The organism is Streptacidiphilus rugosus AM-16 (genome assembly GCF_000744655.1).
In the GTDB taxonomy this organism is placed as follows: domain Bacteria; phylum Actinomycetota; class Actinomycetes; order Streptomycetales; family Streptomycetaceae; genus Streptacidiphilus; species Streptacidiphilus rugosus.
Map to the genome: position 1 here is coordinate 2,306,388 of NZ_JQMJ01000004.1, position 19,010 is coordinate 2,325,397.

16 protein-coding genes and 1 pseudogene are annotated in these 19,010 nt (G+C 75.2%); 9 read left to right on the top strand and 8 right to left on the bottom strand.

Features of this window, described 5'->3' with window-relative positions:
• The first annotated feature begins 57 nt into the window (after positions 1 to 57).
• Together BS83_RS19560 and BS83_RS19565 are read left to right on the top strand one after the other, a co-directional pair.
• Positions 58 to 1,059 carry a hypothetical protein gene (locus BS83_RS19560; RefSeq protein WP_037604994.1) on the top strand — a complete coding sequence of 334 codons (1,002 nt, stop codon included), beginning with the start codon at positions 58 to 60 and terminating at the stop codon, positions 1,057 to 1,059.
• Positions 1,060 to 1,141: 82 nt separating this feature from the next.
• On the top strand, positions 1,142 to 2,152 hold the full coding sequence (locus BS83_RS19565) for an LLM class F420-dependent oxidoreductase (RefSeq protein ID WP_037604996.1): 1,011 nt from the start codon (positions 1,142 to 1,144) through the stop codon (positions 2,150 to 2,152).
• A gap of 17 nt (positions 2,153 to 2,169) precedes the next feature.
• On the opposite strand, the gene BS83_RS19570 is transcribed toward BS83_RS19565, so the two are convergent.
• The 3 genes from BS83_RS19570 to BS83_RS19580 form a co-directional block, all read right to left on the bottom strand.
• The gene (locus BS83_RS19570) at positions 2,170 to 2,934 is read right to left on the bottom strand and encodes a maleylpyruvate isomerase family mycothiol-dependent enzyme (protein ID WP_037604997.1); all 765 of its coding nucleotides are present in this window, start codon (positions 2,932 to 2,934) and stop codon (positions 2,170 to 2,172) included.
• A 207-nt stretch (positions 2,935 to 3,141) separates the two neighbouring features.
• On the bottom strand, positions 3,142 to 3,501 hold the full coding sequence (locus tag BS83_RS19575; RefSeq protein WP_037604999.1) for a cupin domain-containing protein: 360 nt from the start codon (positions 3,499 to 3,501) through the stop codon (positions 3,142 to 3,144).
• A 10-nt stretch (positions 3,502 to 3,511) separates the two neighbouring features.
• Positions 3,512 to 3,886 (bottom strand): nuclear transport factor 2 family protein, encoded by a 375-nt coding sequence (locus BS83_RS19580; RefSeq protein ID WP_037605001.1) that lies wholly within the window; start codon positions 3,884 to 3,886, stop codon positions 3,512 to 3,514.
• Between the two features lie 267 nt (positions 3,887 to 4,153).
• On the opposite strand from BS83_RS19580, the gene BS83_RS45540 reads away from it, so the two are divergent.
• The 6 genes and pseudogenes from BS83_RS45540 (at position 4,154) to BS83_RS19605 (ending at position 12,717) form a co-directional block, all read left to right on the top strand.
• A complete protein-coding gene (locus tag BS83_RS45540) occupies positions 4,154 to 4,306 on the top strand; it encodes an FDLD family class I lanthipeptide (RefSeq protein ID WP_157597244.1) in 153 nt (50 codons plus the stop codon).
• Entirely contained in the window at positions 4,294 to 7,635 is a 3,342-nt protein-coding gene (locus BS83_RS19585) for a lantibiotic dehydratase (protein ID WP_051943376.1), read from the top strand. Before BS83_RS45540 ends, BS83_RS19585 begins: the two co-directional genes overlap by 13 nt.
• On the top strand, positions 7,632 to 9,008 hold the full coding sequence (locus tag BS83_RS19590) for a lanthionine synthetase C family protein (protein WP_051943378.1): 1,377 nt from the start codon (positions 7,632 to 7,634) through the stop codon (positions 9,006 to 9,008). Before BS83_RS19585 ends, BS83_RS19590 begins: the two co-directional genes overlap by 4 nt.
• Before the next feature lie 494 nt (positions 9,009 to 9,502).
• A pseudogene (locus BS83_RS47620) lies at positions 9,503 to 9,829 on the top strand (BTAD domain-containing putative transcriptional regulator); the annotation flags it as partial.
• A gap of 68 nt (positions 9,830 to 9,897) precedes the next feature.
• Complete coding sequence (locus BS83_RS19600) at positions 9,898 to 12,300, top strand: ATP-binding protein (RefSeq protein WP_084713707.1); 2,403 nt, start codon at positions 9,898 to 9,900, stop codon at positions 12,298 to 12,300.
• 6 nt (positions 12,301 to 12,306) lie between these two features.
• A complete protein-coding gene (locus BS83_RS19605) occupies positions 12,307 to 12,717 on the top strand; it encodes an SRPBCC family protein (protein WP_051943383.1) in 411 nt (136 codons plus the stop codon).
• A gap of 427 nt (positions 12,718 to 13,144) precedes the next feature.
• Here the strand turns inward: BS83_RS19605 and BS83_RS19610 are convergent, their stop codons facing one another.
• From BS83_RS19610 to BS83_RS19620, 3 genes are read right to left on the bottom strand one after another with little or no spacing between them, the layout of a single operon-like run.
• Complete coding sequence (locus BS83_RS19610; RefSeq protein ID WP_198035443.1) at positions 13,145 to 14,188, bottom strand: prenyltransferase; 1,044 nt, start codon at positions 14,186 to 14,188, stop codon at positions 13,145 to 13,147.
• 5 nt (positions 14,189 to 14,193) lie between these two features.
• Positions 14,194 to 14,928 (bottom strand): class I SAM-dependent methyltransferase, encoded by a 735-nt coding sequence (locus BS83_RS19615; RefSeq protein ID WP_037605005.1) that lies wholly within the window; start codon positions 14,926 to 14,928, stop codon positions 14,194 to 14,196.
• A gap of 56 nt (positions 14,929 to 14,984) precedes the next feature.
• Positions 14,985 to 16,310: a glycosyltransferase family 4 protein gene (locus tag BS83_RS19620; protein ID WP_037605006.1), complete on the bottom strand. Its 1,326-nt coding sequence runs from the start codon at positions 16,308 to 16,310 to the stop codon at positions 14,985 to 14,987.
• Positions 16,311 to 16,529: 219 nt separating this feature from the next.
• Between BS83_RS19620 and BS83_RS19625 the strand changes: the two genes are divergently transcribed.
• A complete protein-coding gene (locus tag BS83_RS19625; RefSeq protein WP_037605007.1) occupies positions 16,530 to 17,129 on the top strand; it encodes a TetR family transcriptional regulator in 600 nt (199 codons plus the stop codon).
• Positions 17,130 to 17,262: 133 nt separating this feature from the next.
• Here the strand turns inward: BS83_RS19625 and BS83_RS19630 are convergent, their stop codons facing one another.
• A complete protein-coding gene (locus BS83_RS19630) occupies positions 17,263 to 17,490 on the bottom strand; it encodes a ferredoxin (RefSeq protein WP_037605008.1) in 228 nt (75 codons plus the stop codon).
• Positions 17,490 to 18,968 (bottom strand): aldehyde dehydrogenase, encoded by a 1,479-nt coding sequence (locus tag BS83_RS19635; protein ID WP_037605009.1) that lies wholly within the window; start codon positions 18,966 to 18,968, stop codon positions 17,490 to 17,492. Before BS83_RS19635 ends, BS83_RS19630 begins: the two co-directional genes overlap by 1 nt.
• Positions 18,969 to 19,010: the final 42 nt, after the last annotated feature.

The following is a 19,010-nucleotide window of genomic DNA, read 5'->3' on the forward strand; positions in this document are numbered from 1 at the left end:
ACCGGTGGCCCGCCACCGTCCGCACCGTACTCGACGACTCACGAGAGGGCTTACTCGGTGAATCTGCGAACCGTCACCAGGGGGGACGCCGCTCTTGCGGCATCGGCGCTGCTGCTCTTCGTCTCGTCCTTCCTCACCTTCTACGCAGCGGGCGGGGTTCAGTGCACGGCCGTCGGCGGGGTTCCGTCCGGCTGCACCTCGACGAACGCGTGGAGCCTGGACCTCTTCCCACTGCTGCCCAGCGTCTTCTTCCTGGGGATCATCGGCGCGGGCCTGGTGCTGGTGGACCGGAACGTGCCGAAGGCCCCGGCCGTGCTCGGGATCCCGCTGCGCGCCTGGGGCACCGTGCTGACCGTGGCCTCGGCCTGGTCGGCACTCTGGGCGCTGTTCGGCTCGCCCTCCGGCGCGCTGTTCGGCCACCCGGACGCCACCTCCAGCCCGCAGGTGGGCGCCTTCCTCGCGTTCGTGTTCGCCGTGCTGACCGCCGTCCTGGCCATCGCCGGGCCGCTGGTCCCGCTGCTGACCGCGCCGCTGCTGCCCGAGCCCGCACCGGCCGGGGTGGGCTCGGCCGCCGCGCAGGGATACGGCGCGCCGCAGCAGGGCCACCCGCACCTGGGGCACTTCGGCGGTCAGCCGGTCCAGCAGGCGCACCCCGGCCAGCCGTTCACCGGCCCCGAGCCGGTCCCGGCGGAGCCGTTCCCGGCCCCGGCGGCCACCCCGGCCGCGACGCCCGCTCCGGCCGCCGCGGCGCGGCCCGAGCCGAAGCCGGAACCGCAGGACGAGCCGCCGACCGTCCCGGCGACGCTCCCGCTCGGATCCCGGACGCCGCCCCCCGCCGCCGCCGAGCCGCCGGCCCCGAGCTTCGCGCCGTTCTGGTTCGCCGTTCCCGCCGCCCGGCCGCTCGCGCCGGAGGGCGAGCCGCAGGGCACGCCGGTCGGCGAGCTGGTGCCGGGCACCTGGTACCTGGCCATCGCCCAGCGCGGTGAGGCGCTGCTGACGCAGACCCAGGAGGGCAAGCGCGGCCTGCTCGCCGACACCTCGGGCATCCAGCGCGGCTGAGTCGGTCGCGCCCGTCCGCTGACAATCGACGACCCCCACGCTAATCTGACGCTCCGTCAGCTACGCGTGGGGGTCCGGTCTTATGCGCCTCGGTCTCGTCCTCGGCTACTGGGGCGCCGCCCCCGCCCAGGGCTTCGTCGAACTCGCCCAGGAGGCCGAGCGGCTCGGCTTCGACTCCGTCTGGACGGCCGAGTCCTGGGGCTCCGACGTGTTCACCCCGCTCACCTGGATCGCCGCGCACACCAGCAGGATCAGGCTCGGCACCGGCATCGCGCAGATGGCCGCCAGGACGCCGACCGCCACGGCGATGCACGCCATGACGCTCGACCACCTCTCCGGCGGCCGACTGCTGCTGGGGCTCGGCCTGTCGGGGCCGCAGGTCGTCGAGGGCTGGTACGGCCGCCCGTTCCCCCGCTCCCCGCTGACCGCAGTGCGCGAGTACGTCGACGTCATCCGGCAGACGCTGCGCCGCGAGAAGCCGGTCACCCTGGACGGGCGTTACCACCCGCTCCCCTACGCCGGCCCGGACGGAACCGGACTCGGCAAGGCGCTCAAGCCGATCCTGCACCCGCTGCGCCCCGACATCCCGATCCTGCTCGGCGCGGAGGGCCCGAAGAACATCGCCCAGACGGCCAGGATCGCCGACGGCTGGCTCCCCCTCTACTTCTCCCCCGAGCGCGCCGACCTGTACGCCGAACCGTTGGCGGCCGCCCGCGACGGCTTCATGGTCGCCCCCATCGTCCACGCCCGGATCTGCGAGGACGTGGCGGAGGGCCTGGCACCGATCCGCGCGATGCTCGGCTTCTACATCGGCGGCATGGGCGCGCAGGCCAGGAACTTCCACGCGGACCTGATGGCCAGGATGGGCTACGAGGCGGAGGCCCGCCTGATCCAGGAGCTGTTCCTGGCCGGCCGCAGGGAGGAGGCGATCGCCGCGGTCCCGGCCGCCTTCGCCGACGAGATCAGCCTGGTCGGCCCGCGCGCCAGGATCGCCGACCGGCTCGCCGCCTGGCGCGGCACGCCGGTCACCGACCTGCTGATCACCTCCCGCGACCCGGCGACCCTGCGCACCCTGGCCGAACTGGTGCTCTGAACCGCGGGGTCGGTCCGTCAGTTCAGGCTGAGCCCGGCTCGCCACAGCTCGTGCAGCCGGTTCTCGCCGAACAGCTCGGGGCCCGGCGCGCCCTGCGGCAGACGGCCGTTGAGCCAGAGCATGACGTCCAGCGCGGTGCCCCGCACCGCCGCGTCGGCCTTGGCGTGGCCGTGGGCGACGGTGAAGCCCTCGGGGGCGCGGCTCAGCTGCCACTCGCCGGGCACGTCCGTGCAGTGCAGATGCAGGGTGTCGCCCTCCCCCGCCAGACGCTCCCGGCCGGTGAAGGCGCGCGAGGTCGGATCGCCGGCGTTGGCGAGCAGCTCGTCGACATTGTCCGCGGCCAGCTCCGCGTCGGCCTGCGGCGGCAGACCCAGCGTCAGGTCCCCGTCGACGCGGTGCACCAGGGTCTCGTGCGCGATCCGGCGACCCCACCAGCGGGAGGTGCCGGGGCCCGCCCAGCCCCACACCTGGAGATCGGGTCCGGTCGCGCGCAGCAGTGCGACGGTGCGGTCCGCGCCCGCCAGCAGCCAGGCGGCCTCACCGCCGGCCGGCATCTCGCGGTCGGGGACCTCCTTGAACGGCACCCGCTGCGACGCCTTGCGCGCCACGATCTCGCCGATCCAGCGGAACACCATGCCCTGGTGGAAGGCCAGATCGCGCAGCGTCCACTCCGGGCAGCTCGGCACCGGCGCGGCGAGGTCCCCGGTGGCGACGGCCTCGGCGAGCCGTCGCGCGTCCGCGGCGGCGGAGTCCAGGTACCGGTCGTGTGTCAGCCAATCCATTCCCATGGCCCGGACGCTAGCACCCGCACAGGCCTCACCGTCCGGTCGTCCGAAGGCCGGTGGCCCCTCGATCTGCCGACCCGGGAAGGAGGGCGACCGCCCGTTCCGCCCAGGCGCCGCGCACCGTCGTCCGCCGTTCGCGGATGTCGCCGCCGACCGGCGGCCCGGCCCGTCCGTCCGGGCGGGGCCGTCGGTCGTGGCGGCCGTTCAGTCGCCCTCGGCGTAGTGGACGGCCCCCATCCAGTCGACGGAGACGACCTCCTCGTCGCCGATCACCCAGGCGTCGTGGCCGGCCCGCAGCGCCGACACCTCGCCGGGGCCGATCTCGAACTCGGTGCCGTCGGACATGCGGACGGCCAGCCGTCCGGAGACCTGGTACTGGAAGTGCGGCGCCTCGCACCACTCGGTGCCCGCGATCGGCTTCACGTGCTCGGCCCAGTGCCAGCCGGGCTCCAGCACCAGCCGGCCGACGACCCCGCCGCCCACGTTGAGAATCTCCGCACGGCCCTTCTCGAAGCTGCGGACCTCGTCCGGTGCGGCGAAGTCGCGGTGTTCGGTCTGCTTCATCGCTCTCTCCTCACTCGTCCCAGGCCTGGATGCCGGTCTGCCGGACGATCCGCCCGTCGCGCAGGTCCAGCACACTGGCGCAGAGCACGCGGGTGCTGTCCGGGTAGCGGCAGGCCTCCAGGTAGGCGGCGTGCTCGCCGGAGGCGTCGACGACGACGCGCTCCAGCCGGTGCTCCATGTCCCGCCCGCTGATCTCGTCCAGGTAGGCGGTGATGGCGGCCGCGCCGCGCAGCTCCAGCGGGCGGCTCGGCTGGTCGCGCCGGTCGACGAGGGTCACCTCGGCGTCGTCCGCGTACAGCGCGCGGAGGGCGGCGGCGTCGCGCTCCTCGATGCCCCGGCGCAGCGCCTCGGTGTCGAACGCGGGGGTGGTCTGCAAAGTGCTCATCTCGAGTTCCGCCTTTCTCGGTCGTCGCTCCTGGTCTGCTCGTCCAAGACGCTCCTCCGCGACCGTCAATCCACCGTCAACGCGCTGGTCAGCCCGGGTACGGACGGCCCACGCGGAGTCTTGCGCCCGGCCCCGGAGGGACGTCGCGCGCCGACCCCGCGCGCGCCCGCAACGCCCTGCCGGACCGGCTTGAGCGAGGCTCCAGATCCCGTCACGAGACTCTCCCCGCACGAACCACCGCACCGACCACGAACCCAGGAGGCTGACATGACCAACGCCACGCTGCCGACCGCCGAGGACATCCAGGTCGAGGACCTGTTCGACCTCGACGTGCGGATCGAGCTCGACGACGCCGACGCCGCCGAGGCCCGCTTCACCTCGATCACCTGCTCCTCCTGCTACCCCACGTGGTGCTGCTGACCTCGGCTGCCCGAGCGGCTCCGTCCCACCGCGCCGGTGCGACGGAGCCCGCGCCGATCCTGCCCGTCGACCACCACGAGGGACCGCCGCCGATGCCGATGCCGCCCGCCCCCGAGCCGCTTTTCCGCACCGCCCCGGTCGCCCTGCTGCGCGCCCCGCTCCGCGGCCGCGACCGACGCGCCCCCTGGGCCGACGACCCGACGGCCGGCACGGACCGGGTCGCCTGTGAGGAACTGCTGAGCGGCGCGGCCGGGGACGGGGTCTTCATGGACGCCCTCCGGGTGGCCAGCCCCAGCCTGGCGGCGCTGGTGGCCGCGTGCGCCCGGCCCGGCGGATCCGCCGGTCGCAGCGACGCCCAACTGCGTCGGGCCGTGGTCTCGGTGCTGCGCTACGAGATCCGGCTGCGCTCCCGCTGCACCCCCTTCGGCCTCTTCGCGGGCGTCGCCCCGGTCGCTCTCGCCGCCGCTGCCGAGGGCCCGGCGGCCAAGGTCTCCTGGTCGGGCCCGGCACACAGCCGTACCCGCGTCGACCTGGACTGGCTGCTGCGGCTGGTCCAGCAGCTGGAACGGGACCGCGAGCTGCTCCCGCACCTGACGCTGCACGTCCACGGCGGGACCGTCCCGCGCGGTGACCGGCTGGTGACCGCCGCGCCGTCCAACCCCGGGGTCACGGCGGGCGACAGCGCCCGCAGCGAGGTCTCGGTACGGCTGACCCCGGTGGTCGCCGCCGCCCTGGAACTCGCCGCCGCCGGCCTCACCGGCAGCGCGGCCGCCGCCGAGCTGGAGCGGCGCTTCCCCGCCGCCGCGCCCGGCGCGGCCGCCACCCTGCTGGCCACGCTGGTCCGGCAGGAGTTCCTGATCACCGGCCTGCGCCCGGTGCTGGACGGCGGTGACCCGCTGGGCCGGGTGATCGGCGTGCTGAGCGCCGCGGAGGAGTCCGCCGGTAGGCCGCTGCCGATGCTCGCGGCCCTGCGCGCCGTCGCCGCCGACCGCGACCGGTACGACGACGCACCGCTCGGCGAGCGTGGTGCGACGCTGGCCGCGCTCGAACAGAGGATGCGTCAGCTCGCCGACGCCGACCGGCTGGTCCACGTCGACCTGGCGCTGGGCGCCGAGGTGCGACTGCCGCACTCCGTCGCCGAGGAGGCGGCCCGCGGGCTGGGCGTGCTGTGGCGGCTGTCCCAGGCCGTACCGACGCCGCTGCGCGGCTACCACGGGGACTTCCTGCAACGCTACGGACCGGACCGGGTCGTCCCGGTGCCGGAGGTGCTGGACGACACGCACGGGCTCGGCTCCCCGGCCGGCTACACCTGGCCGGCCTCCTCCCGCACCGCGGACCCTGCCCCGCAGCCGGACAGGGAACGGCAACTGCTGCTGGGCAGGCTCGCCGCGGAGGCGGTGCGCGACGGCGCGAGGGAGGTGGTGCTGACGGACGAGCTCGTGGCCCGGCTGGCCCCTGGAGAGCCCGCCGCTGAGCTGCTCCCGCGCTCCTGCGAGCTGTTCTGCACCCTGGTCGCCGCCGACGAACGGGCGCTGGCGGAGGGGGACTTCCTGCTGGTCGGCCACGGCGGGCAGGGCGCCCTGGAGGCCGGCGCCACCTACGGCCGCTTCGCCGGGCTCGCCGGTTCGGTCAACGAGGAGCTGGCCGCGTTCTGCTTCCCCGAGGAGCCGGACGCCACGCACCTGGCCGTCTCCTTCCAGCCGCGTCTCACCCGGGCATTGAACGTCGCCAACAGCCCGCGCACCGCCGGGCACGAGGTGGCGGTCGGGCTGCCGCCGGACCCTGCCGCGACGGCCGTACGGCTGGAGGAGATCGGCGTCGGCGCGACCCTCGACCACCTGTATCTGGTGCACCTGCCCACCGGGCGGCGGCTGCTCCCGCACGCCCACCACGCCCTCGACCTGCGCGGCCAGGCGCCGAACGCCGCCCGCTTCCTGCTGGAGGTCGGCCGCGAGGCCCACCGCGCGCACGCGCCCTGGGACTGGGGACCGGCCGCGAACGCGCCGTTCCAGCCCCGGGTCCGCTACGGCCGGACGGTGCTCGCCTCCGCCGTCTGGCGCCTGGACGAGTTGCGCGGGCACACCCGGCTCGACCCGGCCGGCTGGGCGGAGGCCGTGCACGGCTGGCGGGAGCGCTGGCGGGTTCCGGCGCGGCTGGTGCTCACCCGCGCCGACCACCGGCTGCCGGTGGACCTGACCGAGAGCCGGCATCGGGAGCTGCTGCGCGACGCGCTCGCCAAGGACGCCGATCTGCTCGCCGTCGAGCTGCCCGGCGGCGAGGACCGGGCCGACGGCTGGCTGCGGGACTCCGAGGACCTGGCGCACCACTCCGAGCTGGCGCTGGCCTTCGTCCGGCGGCCGTCCGCCGCGGCGTCCTCCGCCGCGGCCGCGCTCGCCCGCACGACGCCGGTGCGCCCGGCCGGGCCGCGGCTCGCCGGGCCCGGCGGCGAGTGGCTGTACGCGAAGCTCTACCTCGCGGGCCGCAGGACCGACTCCTTCCTGGTCGAGCAGCTCGCTCCCTTCCTCGCCGAACTTCCTGAGCCGGCACGCTCGTTGATCGACCGATGGTTCTTCATCCGCTACCGGGACCCGGACGACCACGTCCGGCTGCGCTGCCACGGTCCCGCCGACGGCCTGTGGCGGGAGCTGCTGCCCCCGCTGCGCGACGCGGTCCGGCGGTGGAACGCCCAGGGCCTGGTCGGGCGACTGGTCCTGGACGGCTACGACCCCGAGTGGGAGCGCTACGGCGGCCCCGAGGCGCAGGCCGCCGCCGAGCGCTTCTTCGCCGCCGACAGCCGCACCGCCCTCGCGCTGCTGACGCTCGCCCGGCAGCGGGACGGCCGGAGCGGCCCGGTGCCGTGGGACAAGGACACCCTGGCCGCGCTCGCGCTCGCCGCCGTCGCGCACGGCTTCGGCCCGCCGCCGGCGGCGGACCCCTGCTCCCGCTACCCGGATCCGGGCGCGGCCTGGCTGGCCGGGAGCGCGGTCGGCGTGCAGCCGCCCGCCGACTTCCGGACGCATCGGGCGCAGTGGCTACGGCTGATCGACCCGGTCGGCGGCTGGCCCGCGTTGGCCGAGCACCCGCTCGGCGGACGGCTGACGCGGGCCCTGGCCGACCAGGCGGAACAGCTGCGGGCCTATCGCGAGGAGCTGGACGCGATCGCCGCCCGCGGCGCCGACTGGTCCCCGCACTCCCGGGTGCTGACGAGCCTGCTGCACATGTCGTGCAACCGGCTGCTCGGCACCGACCCCGAGGCCGAGAAACGCGCGCACGCCCTGGCCCGCGCCTGCCTGACGGGCAACGCCGACCGGAGGAGGCACCAGCGGTGACCACGGCACCGGTGTCCACCGGGGTGGGGACCGCTCGGACCCGGCGGATCGCCGCCGTGGTCGACCGGGTGGCCGCCGCCCTCGACGGCGATCCCGGTCCGACCGGGCCCGCGGTCTCCCTGGAGGGCGGCGCCGGGGTCGCCCTGCTCCTCGCCGAGCTGGCCCGTCGCGACCCCGCTCGGCTGCCCGCCGCGCACGGCCGACTGGCCGCGGCCGCCGAGGCCCTGAAAGGAACCGCCTCGTTCGGCGGGCAGCACGGCCCGGCCGCCGTGCTGACGGCCGTTCAGGCGGCCGCCAAGGTCGGCGGCCACTACCCGGGGCTGCGCCGCACCCTGACGGCACATGTCGCCGCGGAGCAGCTCGGCCGCCTGGCGGCGACCGAAGGCACCGGACCGGGGGTCACCTGGGCCGACTACGACGTCATCACCGGGGCCGCCGGGGTCGGGCGGGTGCTGCTCGGCGCGGTCACCGACGGCGACGCCGAGGAACGGGCCGCCGCCGAGCCCGCGCTGCGCGCCACCCTCACCCGCCTCGTCGGGATCAGCCGACCGGTGCGGGTGGACGGCCGGCAGGCGCCCGGCTGGTGGGTACCGGCCCACCGCCAGGTGACCGAGGCGGACCGGACCCGCTTCCCACGCGGCGCTCTCGACCTCGGGACCGCGCACGGCATCGCGGGCCCGCTGGCACTGCTCGCCCGCAGCGCCGAACTGGGCGTGACCGTCGCAGGACAGTCGGCTGCCCTGCGCCGGATCGGCGACTGGCTGGCCGAGCGGGCCGACCGGGACGCCTACGGGCCGTACTGGGAGCCGCGGCTTCCGCTGGACGACGAGTGGGCCAGGGCCCGGGGCGGGCGCACGCCTCCTGCTCCACCCCGCACGGCCGGGGCGGGCGCCGCCTGGTGCTACGGGACGGTCGGCATCGCCAACAGCCTGCTGCGCGCGGCGGGAGTGACCGGCGAGCAGGACTGGGCCCGGCTCGCGCTGGCCGGCGCGCACGGGGTGTCGGCCCGGCCGGGCAGTCTCGACGCTCTGCGGGGTCCCACCGTCTGCCACGGCGAGGCCGGCTTCCTGCAGACCCTGTGGCGGCTCGGACGCCAGTCCGCCGACCCGGCCCTGCTCGCCCGCTGCGACGCGCTGGCCGACCGGCTGGCCGGGGCCTGGGACGAGCGGTCCCGCTACGGCTACCGGCACCTGAGCGGCCCCCGCGGCGCGGCCGGGCCGCAGTACGGCCGACCGCCGGTCGAGGACAACCCCGGCATCTTCGAGGGCGCCGCAGGCGTGGCCGCCGCCCTGCTGTCGACGCTGCCGCACCCCGCCGGGACGGACGGCGAGGCGCACGAGCCGGTCTGGGACCGCGTCCTGCTGCTGTCCTGATCGGCGGATCCGACGGCTCCCCGGCAGGCCCACCTGCACGGTTCGCCTCCCGCGCCGGAGGCCGGAGCAGGGCCGGACCGGCCGTGCCGACGGCCCGGGCCGATCCGACGCGGATCTGAAGACGGCCCTAGCCTGGAGGGGTGGAGACCGGCAGCCTGGGGATCCGGCTGTTCGGCGAGCTCACGGTGGAGCTCGGCGGGCGTCCCCTCGCGCTGCCCGCCGGGCGGGCGAGGGAGCTGCTGGCGTGGTTCGCGCTCGCGCCGGGACCGCACGCGCGCGGGCGCGTCGCCGGGACCTTCTGGCCCGCCGCGCCGGAGCAGGCCGCCAGGGCCAGCCTGCGCAGCACCGTCTGGTCGCTGCGGGCCGCGCTGGGCGAGGCCGCGGAGGAGCACCTGATCGCCGACCGGTCCTGCGTCGGACTGCGCGCCGAGTACCTGACCGTCGACCTCGCGGAGTTCGCACGGCTGGCCGAGGACGGCCGGCCGCGGGAGGCGATGGCGCTGTGCCGGGGCGAGCTGCTGTCCTCCTTCGATCAGGACTGGGCGGTCAACGCCCGCGAGGAGCACCAGGTCAGGGTCGCCGCCCTGCTCGCGCAGACCGCGCAGGCCGCGGGCGAGGGCGGGGAACTGGGCGAGGCGCTGGCCGCGGCGGGCCGACGGCTGGCGCTGCGTCCCTACGACGAGGAGGCCGCCGCCGCACTGATGGAGTTGCTCGCGGCGTCCGGCAACCGTCCGGCGGCGCTGGCGGTCCACGCCGGCCTGCGGCGCCGGCTGGAGCGCGAGCTGGGCGTGACCGAGGGGCCGCAACTCGCCGCGCTGGCCCGCAGCATCCGTGCGGCCGACCGTCCCGCGCCCACCCCGCGTCCGCACCCGCGTCCGCACCCGCCCCGATGCTGGGACGCGAGGCGGAAGTCGCCGCACTTGACCGGGCCTGGCAACAGGCCGAACAGGGCCGGGGCTCGGTGTTCGCCCTGGCGGGCGACGGCGGCATGGGCAAGACCCTGCTGGTCACCGAGTTGCGGCGGCGGCTCGACGCGAGCGGCGTCCGGACCCTGACCGGTTACGCGGACGCGCCGGCCGGAGGCGTGCCCTACGCCCTGTGGGCGGACGTGCTCGCCGACCTGGCCGACCCCGCCGCCGACGGGGAGCACCGGGTCGATCCCGACGCCGAGCGCCTGCGGCAACTGGAGCGCTGCACGCAACTGCTGCTGCGGGCCACCAGGGAGGGTCCGCTGCTGCTGGTTCTCGAGGACGTGCACCGGGCCGACCCTTCCAGCCTGGACCTGCTCGCCTACGCGGGCCGCCGGCTGGCCGGTCAGTCGTCCTGCCTGGTGGTGCTGACCCGGCGTCGGCTCCCCGGCCACCGAAGACTCGACGCGGTCCTGGCCGCGCTGCGCGCCTCCGGCAGCATCGGCGGCGAGGTGGAACTGGCCCCGCTCCCCGACCGGGTGCTGCGGCAACTCGCCCTGTCTCAGCCGGGACTGACGGAGGCCCAGGCAGCGCGGATCGCCCGGATCGCGGACGGCAATCCGCTGCTCACGGTGGAGGCGGCCCGCGCGGCGGCGCTGCGCGACGCCGACCTGGCGGCGGGGCTGCGCGGAGCCGTCCACGCGGCGCTCGGCCGGCTCTCGCCCGAGGCGCGCCAGGCCGTCACCTTCGTCGCGGCCGCGGGACGCGCGCTGTCCATGCCCGAACTGCGCTCCCTTCCGCTCGCCGACGCCGACGCCGCGGCCACGGAGGCCCTGAGCTCGGGGCTGCTCCAGGCTGACGCCTCCGGCGTCGGCTTCCGCCACGCGCTGCTGCGCGACGCCTGCTACGCCGACCTGCCCGGCCCCCCGCGCGCCGCGGCCCACGCCGCGTTGGCCACGGCGCTGGCCGCCCGCTCGGAGACGTCGGCCGGGCCGCGGTCGGGGCGGACCCGGACGGCCGCCGAGCTGGGCCGGCATCTGCGGCTGGCCGGGGAACCGACGGCCGCGGCCGCACGGTACGCCGAGGCAGCCCGGGCGGCCCGCGCCGTGTGCGCGCTGCGGGAGGCGGCGGGCTTCCTGCGGGAGTCCCTCGCGCTCGTCCCCGACGCGCCGGACCTGCTGGTGGAACTCGCCGAGGTCGAGGCCTGGCAGGGACGTCTGCCGGAGTCCGACCAGGCCTTCGAGCGGGCACTGGAGCTGATCGCCCCCGAGAACAGCGCGCCGCAGGTGCGCGCGTGGCTGCGGCGCGGCTACTGGATGCGCGGCGGGCTCTGCCATCCGCGCGAGTCGCAGCGCAGCTTCACCCTCGTGCTCGACCTGCTCGACCGCGCACCCGAGGCGGCCGACGCCGACACCAGGGCCCAGGCACTGGCCGGGCTCGCCTGGGCGCAGGCCGTCGCCGGAGATCCCGCGGAGGTGGAACGGATCCTGCGTGAGGTCTCCGAGGTGACCGGCCACCGCACGCCCAGCGATCTGCTCGCCCACGACATCGCGCTGGCACGCGGCCACGCGCTGATCAGGGCGGGTCAGCTCAGCGAGAGCTACGGCCCGCTTATCGCGGGCGCGGCGGCGGCCGGGCGGGCGGGCCGTCCGGAGCTCGGGTACAGCTCGCTGATGAACGCCGCCAGCGCCGCGGCCTGTGCCGGCGACTGGGAGCGTGCGCTCGACTTCACCGACCGCTGTCTGGCGCTGGTCGTCCCCAACGGCCTGCTGCGCGACACGGTCTACACGCATTCGGCGCGGGTGGCGGTGCTCTGCAGGCTGGGCCGGCCGGTCGAGGCGCGGGCCGCCTGCGCGGCGGGCGAGGAGGTCGCGGCGCGCACCGGTCTGCCGGACCTGATCGCGCTCGGCCATCACGACCGAGGGCAACTGGCCCTGGCGGTGGGCGATCCGGCCACCGCCGCGACCGAGCTCGCGGAGGCGCTGGCACGGCAGGAGGTGCCGGTCAGCCGTCCCCGCACGCGGCTGCTGCTCGCCGAGACGCTGGCCAGGGCCGGACGGTGGGAGCACGCGCGGGCCCAACTGCGCGAGGCGGCGCTGGAACCGGTCTCCGCCGGCGACTTCCCCGCGACCCTCGTGGCCCGGATGAGCCACGTCCAGGGCCTGATCGCGCTCGCCGAGGGCGACCGGCGGACGGCCGCGGCGCGGCTGGAGGAGTCGGCGGCGGCCTGGCGCCGCAGCGTGGGCCACTTCGACGGGGACGCGGTCTCCGGCTCCCTGATCGATCTGGGCCGCCCTCCGATCAGCGCGCTGGTCGAGCCCGCCCGTGAGTTGTCGGCGGTCCTCGCCGACCTCGCCACGCTGGACGATCGAAGGAAGAGGTGACGCGCCGTGCCGGAGTTCGACGAGGAACTGGCCATCGCCGCCCCGCCCGAGGAGGTGTGGAAGCTGCTCTACGACCCGGTCGGCTTCCCCCGCTGGTGGGCCGGGGTCGGCAGCGTCGACACGACGACGCCGGACGGCTACACCCTCTACCCGGAGGGCTACCCGGACTTCCCCATGCCCCAGCTGCTCAGCGCCAGCCGCGCCGACGGCGTGGTGCGGATCTCCTGCCTGGTCTCCGACCTGGTCTTCGAGTGGCGCCTGAGCTCCACACCCGACGGCGCGACCCTCCTCTCCGCCCACGTCGAGATCCCCGCCGCGGAGTCCGCCCGCCTGGCCACCCAACGCGAGGTCATCCACACCTCCCTCCACCGCCTGTCCGCGCTGGCCGCGCAGGCCGCCGGGAGCAGCCGGGGCTGAGGGCTGTACCGAGCAGGCCGAACGTCGTCTGCCCGCCCGGACGCGCCTGCGCGCGGGTGGTCGACCGCCGCGCGCGACACCGGCTGAGCCGAGGCTTCCGCCGGCGGGATCCGGCGGTCATGACAAGGGCGGGGCCGAGCAGGCCGAACGGCCGCTCGGCCGCCCGGAGGTCCCGGCACGCACGCGGCCGACCGCCGCGCGCGGCGCCGCTGGACCGCTGAGGCAGCGGGATTCCCACGATCGGGGGACGTTCTGCGGCCAAGGACGGCTGACCCGCCCCGACGTCCAGGAGGACTGGGCGGGCGAGCCGTGCGCGGTGGCGGGCCGGCCGTCCTCGCGCCGGGCCGGGCCCACCCCGCAGGGCCTCCCCCAGCCCTCGGCCGCTGCGTGGTCGGCCCCGGCTGATCCGCCGCGGGTGACGTCAGGCCTAACGGACCGCCGCGCAGCAGTCCGCAGTGAGGCCGGTCGGGAGGCTGTCGCCGCCGAAGACCGTGACGGTCGCCTCGTCGCCGCCGAGGGCCGCCACGGCGAGCAGCAGCGCGCCGGCCGTCCAGGTGGTGCGCTCCTCGGGCCAGATCGCGTCGTCCTCGAAGACGTAGCCGGTCCAGTAGCCGCCGTCCTCGTGGCGCAGGTGCTGGATGGACTGCAGGATCTCCACGGCGCGGGTGGACTCGCCGATCGCCCACAGGGCCAGCGCCAGCTCCGCGCTCTCCCCACCGGTCACCCACGGGCGGTCGGAGACGCAGCGCACGCCGAGCCCGGGCACGACGAAGCGGTCCCACTCGCGCTCGATCCGCTCCTTGGCCGCCGGGCCGCGCAGCGCCGTGCCGAGGACCGGGTAGTACCAGTCCATCGAGTAGCGGTCCTTGTCGAGGAAACGCTCGGGGTGGTGGGCGACCGCGTGACCGAGCTGACCGGCCGCCAGCTCCCAGTCCGGCTGCGGCTCCTCCAGGTAGTCGGCGATCGCCAGCGCGCAGCGCAGCGCGTGGTGGACGCTGGAGCAGCCGGTCAGCAGGGCCTCGTCGGGCGCCGAACCGTTCTCCTCGCGCCGCCAGGAGACCGTGCCGTCCGCCCGGCCGAGCCCCAGCACGAAGGCCACCGCCCGGCCGACGGTCGGCCAGATCTCCTCCAGGAAGGAGTCGTCGCCGGTCGCCAGGTGGTGGTGCCAGGCCCCGACCGCGACGTAGGCGCAGAAGTTGGACTCCCGGTTGAGGTCGCTCGGCTCGCCCTCCCGGTAGGCGGCATACCAGGAGCCGTCCGTGTTCTGACGTCGCATCAGCCAGCGGTAGGCGGCCTCGGCCGCCGCGTGCTCGCCGGCGACGTCCAGCGCCATCGCCGCCTCGACGTGGTCCCAGGGGTCGAGGTGACCGCCGGTGAACCACGGGATCGCGCCGTCGGCGCGCTGCTCGGCGAGGATGCTGCGCACGGTCGCCGCGGCCTGCTCGGAGGTGAGCACGCCGTCCAGGGTCAGCGTCCTCACGCCCGGCTCCCGTGCGGCTTGGTCGCGTAGGCGACGAAGCTCTTGCCGATGGCGGGGTTGAGCGCCTTCTCGGTCCAGCGGGTCAGCTTGCCGATCACCGGGGCGCCGACGATGTCCCAGACCAGCAGCTGGTGGTAGGCGCGCACCGGCAGCGCCTTCTCGTTGTCGACGCCGACCGCGCACTTGATCCACCAGTACGGCGAGTGCAGCGCGTGGGCGTGGTGCGTGCCGTAGGGGTCCAGACCGGCTCCGCGCATCTTCTCCAGCAGCTCGTCGCCCCGGTAGATGCGGATGTGGCCGCCCTCGACCTCGTGGTACGCGTCCGAGAGCGCCCAGCAGATCTGCTCGGGCAGCCAGCGCGGCACGGTGATCGCGATCGAGCCGCCGGGACGCAGCACCCGCACCATCTCGGCGAGCACGCCCTTGTCGTCGGGGATGTGCTCCATCACCTCGGAGATGATGATCTTGTCAAAGCTGTCGTCGGGGAAGGGCAGCGACAACGCGTCGCCCTCGACCGCGATGGCGGAGGCGCCGGCCGGGGCCTCGCCCTCCAGCTCCATCGCCGCGAACCAGCGCCGGACCTCGCGGATCTCCTCCGGGTTCCGGTCCAGGGCGACCACGCGGCCGCCGCGCCGGTACACCTCGAAGGCATGGCGTCCTCCGCCGCAGCCGAGGTCGAGCACCCGGTCGCCGGGGGCGATCGGGAAACGGGAGAAGTCGACGGTCAGCACGGCCGGGGCTCCTAACGGTTGCGGTGAAGGGGCGAGGCGGAGGAACGGGGGTGGGGTCAGACGTAACGCCAGCCGGCGCCGGAGCGGGCGTGCCGCCCGACCCCGGTGGCGATCGCCTCGCGGTAGCGCTCGACGGTCAGCTCGGCGGCCCGTCGCCAGGTGAAGCGGGTGAGCACGCGCTCGCGTCCCGCCGCGCCGATGCGGGCCCGCAGCTCCGGCTCGTCCAGCAGCCGGCCGAGGGCCAGCGCCAGGGCGCCGGGGTCGCCCGGCGGCACCGCCAGGCAGCTCTCCCCGTCCGGCCCGGCGACCTCGGGGATCGCGCCGCCGGTCGTGGCGACCAGCGGGGTCCCGGTGGCCATCGCCTCGGCGGCGGGCAGCGAGAAGCCCTCGTAGAGGGAGGGCACACAGGCGACCTGCGCGCTGCGGACCAGGTCCACGAAGGCGGCGTCGTCGATGCCGCCGCGGAACTCGACCGCGCCCTCCAGGTCCAGACGGCGGATCGCCTCGGCGACCGGCCCGCCCTCGGGCCGCTTCCCGACGACGACGAGATGCGCGTCGCGCTCGGTGCGGACCTTGGCGAGCGCCTCGACCAGGTGCACCAGGCCCTTCAGCGGCACGTTGGCGCTGGCCGTGGTGACGATCCGGCCGGGGACCTCGGCGACGGCGGGGTTCGGCGACCACAGGTCGACGTCCGCGCCGATCGGCACGACGTGGACTCGCTGCGGCGCGACGTCGAGGTGCTCGACGATCTCCCTGGCGGAGCTCTCGGAGACGGTCAGCACCGAGTCGAGCCTGGCCGCGACCCGCCGCTGCATCCTGGTGAAGCCGTACCAGCGACGCACCGAGAGCTTCTTCAGCACGCCGCCGGCCGCGGCGAGGTCGAGCGCGCGGTCGACGGTGATCGGGTGGTGGATCGTGGTGACCAGCGGGAAGCCGATCCGGTCCAGGCCGAGCAGACCGTAGCCGAGGGTCTGGTTGTCGTGCACGACGTCGTAGCGGCCGCGGTGCAGGGCGAGGTGCCGCCGGGCGCGCAGGCTGAAGGTCAGCGGTTCGGGGAAGCCGCCGGTGCGCATGATCGCCGTCTCCAGCACGTCGACGGGCCCGCGGTACTCGGACAGCCCCGGCGTCCGGAACGGGTCCGGGTCGCGGTACAGGTCCAGGCTGGCGATCTCGCCGAAGGCGAGCCTTCCCGGCCCGGCGGGGTCGACGGCGTCGAAGTCGAGCGTCGGGTAGGGCTGACCGCCCAGCACGTGCACGTCGTGCCCGAGCCGCGCGAGCTCCCGCGACAGGTGCCGGACGTACACGCCCTGCCCGCCGCAGAACGGATTGCCCTTGTACGACAGCAGGGCGATACGCAGCGGCTCGTCGTGGCTCGCGGTCAACTGGACCCCTCTCCTGGGTCTCTTGCTTCTCTCCTGCGCCCTCCCCGGGCTGCCCCGGTCAGGGTAATCTAGAACACGTTCCAGCGGGGTGGCAGCGAGAGAGCTTGAAGATTACCGGTCCGTAGCTTTTCGAAATCCGCCGGGGCGGGTGATTCGCGCCACGCACGCCCTCTGCGCCATCATTCGTGGGATCCAGTGGTAGGTACGTAGGAGCTCTCGATGACGACCAGCCCGCGGCCGGCGGCACCGCCGCTCACCGAGCGTCAGGAGGCGCGGCGCCGCCGCATCCTGCACACCGCCGCGCAGTTGGCCTCCCGCGGCGGCTTCGAGGCCGTGCAGATGCGGGAGGTCGCCGACACGGCGGGCGTGGCCCTCGGCACGCTCTACCGGTACTTCCCCTCCAAGGTCCACCTGCTCGTGGCGACGATGCAGGACCAGCTGCAGCTCTTCCAGGAGCAGACCCGCAAGCATCCCGCCGTCGGCGAGGACCCGGGCGCGCGGGTGGCGGAGACCCTGATGCGGACCTTCCGCGGCCTCCAGCGCGAGCCGCAGCTCGCCGAGGCGATGGTCCGCGCCCTCACCTTCGCGGACCGCTCGGTGAGCGCGGAGGTCGACCAGGTCAGCCGGATCACCGGCGCGCTGATCCTGGACGCGATGGGCCTGGACCACCCGCCGACCCGCGAGCAGTTGGCCGCGGTGCGGGTGATCGAGCACACCTGGCACTCCGCGCTGGTCACCTGGCTCTCCGGCCGGGCCTCCATCGCCCAGGTCCGCATCGACCTGGAGACGGCCTGCAAGTTGTTGACTCTGGAGGGCTAGTCGCACCTCCCCAGGGGCGCGGGGAACTGCGCGACAAGCCACTGACATGCGGATGGTCCTCAACGCGCAGGGCCATCCGTCCACGGTGGTTGCTCGCGTAGTTCCTCGCGGCCCCAGGAAGGTGCAACTGAACCTAGTCGGGGAAAACCGGGTCCCCCGTCTCCGCCAGTTGGATGAGGATCGCCTCGACCGGGCAGCTCTCCGCCGCGGCGAGGACCGCCTCGGAGGCGTCGATCTCCTCCTCGATCGGGTGCGACTGGCGTGCCGAGTCCAACCGGAACGCCTCCGGCGCGCTCGCCGCGCAGAAGCCGCCGCTGATGCAGACCCCCCGGTCGACCTCGACCCGCCAGCGGTCGCCCATCAGCTCTCCCCGGGGACGGCGTAGCCCTGCGGCAGGTTGATGGTCTTCTCCTCAAGGAAGCCGGCCAGGCCCTCGACACCGAACTCGCGGCCCAGGCCGGAGTTCTTGAAGCCGCCGAACGGGCCGTTGAAGTCCAGGCTGAAGCTGTTGACCGAGAAGGTCCCGGTCCGCACCTGCCGGGCGATCTCCACGCCGTGCTCTGCGTCGCCGGCCCAGACACTGCCGGAGAGGCCGTAGTCGGAGTCGTTGGCGATGCGGATCGCGTCCGCCTCGTCGTCGTAGGGCAGCAGGCAGACCACCGGGCCGAAGATCTCCTCGCGGGCGACCCGCATCCGGTTGTCGACCGAGCCCAGCAGCGTCGGCTCCACGTACCAGCCCTTCGGCTGCGCGGCCGGGACCCCGCCGCCGGTGAGGACCTTCGCGCCCTCCTCCTGGCCGATCCGGATGTAGTCGAGGTTCCGCTGCTGCTGGCGCTTGGCCACCAGCGGGCCGATCTGGGTCTCGGCCGCGAGCGGGTCGCCGACGACCAGCGCGCTGACGGCCGCCGCCATCTTCTCGGCGATCTCGTCGTAGCGGGAGCGGGGGGCCAGCACTCGGGTCAGCGCGACGCAGGCCTGCCCGTTGTTCATGTAGGAGGAGCCCATCAGGTTGGTCACCGCGGCGTCGAGATCCGCGTCAGGGAGCAGGATCGCGGCGGACTTGCCGCCCAGCTCCAGGGTGACCCGGGTGAGGTTGCGCGAGGCGACCTCCATGACGCGCTTGCCGGCCGCGACGGAGCCGGTGAAGGAGACCTTGTCGATGCCGGGGTGTCCGACCAGGTACTCGCTGACCTCGCGGTCGGCGGGCAGGATGCTGAGGACGCCCTCCGGCAGCCCGGCCTCGGTGGCGATCTCGGCGAGCAGGTACGAGTCGAGCGGCGTCTCCGGCGACGGCTTGAGCACCACCGTGCAGCCCATCAGCAGCGCGGGGGCGAGCTTCGCGGCGGCGATGAACTGCGGCACGTTCCACGGCGCGACCGCCGCCACCACGCCGACCGGCTCGCGTCGGACCAGGATCGGGCTGAGCACGCCGCTGCGGTACTCCTCGAGGACCACCTTGCGGGCGTTGCCGATCGCGGCGTCCCAGATCATCATCGGGCCGAAGGCCTGGGCCAGGATGCTCCACGAGTACGGCGAGCCGTTCTCGGAGCTGATGACGCGGGCGATCTCGTCGGCACGGGCGGCGATGCCGTCCTTGATCCGCGTGCAGACCTCGATCCGCTCCTCCAGGCTCATCCGGGGCCAGGGGCCCTCGTCGAAGGCCCTGCGCGCGGCGGCGACGGCCCGGTCGACGTCCTCGCGGGAGGCGTGCGGCACGCGTCCGATGACCTCCTCGGTGTGCGGAGAGATCACCTCGATCACGTCGCCGCCCGCCGGTGCGACCAGCGCACCGCCGATGTAGAGCTCGCCGTACTCGGTGACGCCACCGCTGTCGGTCATCGATCTCTCCTCCCACGGGACACCGGAAAGCGGCCGTCCCAC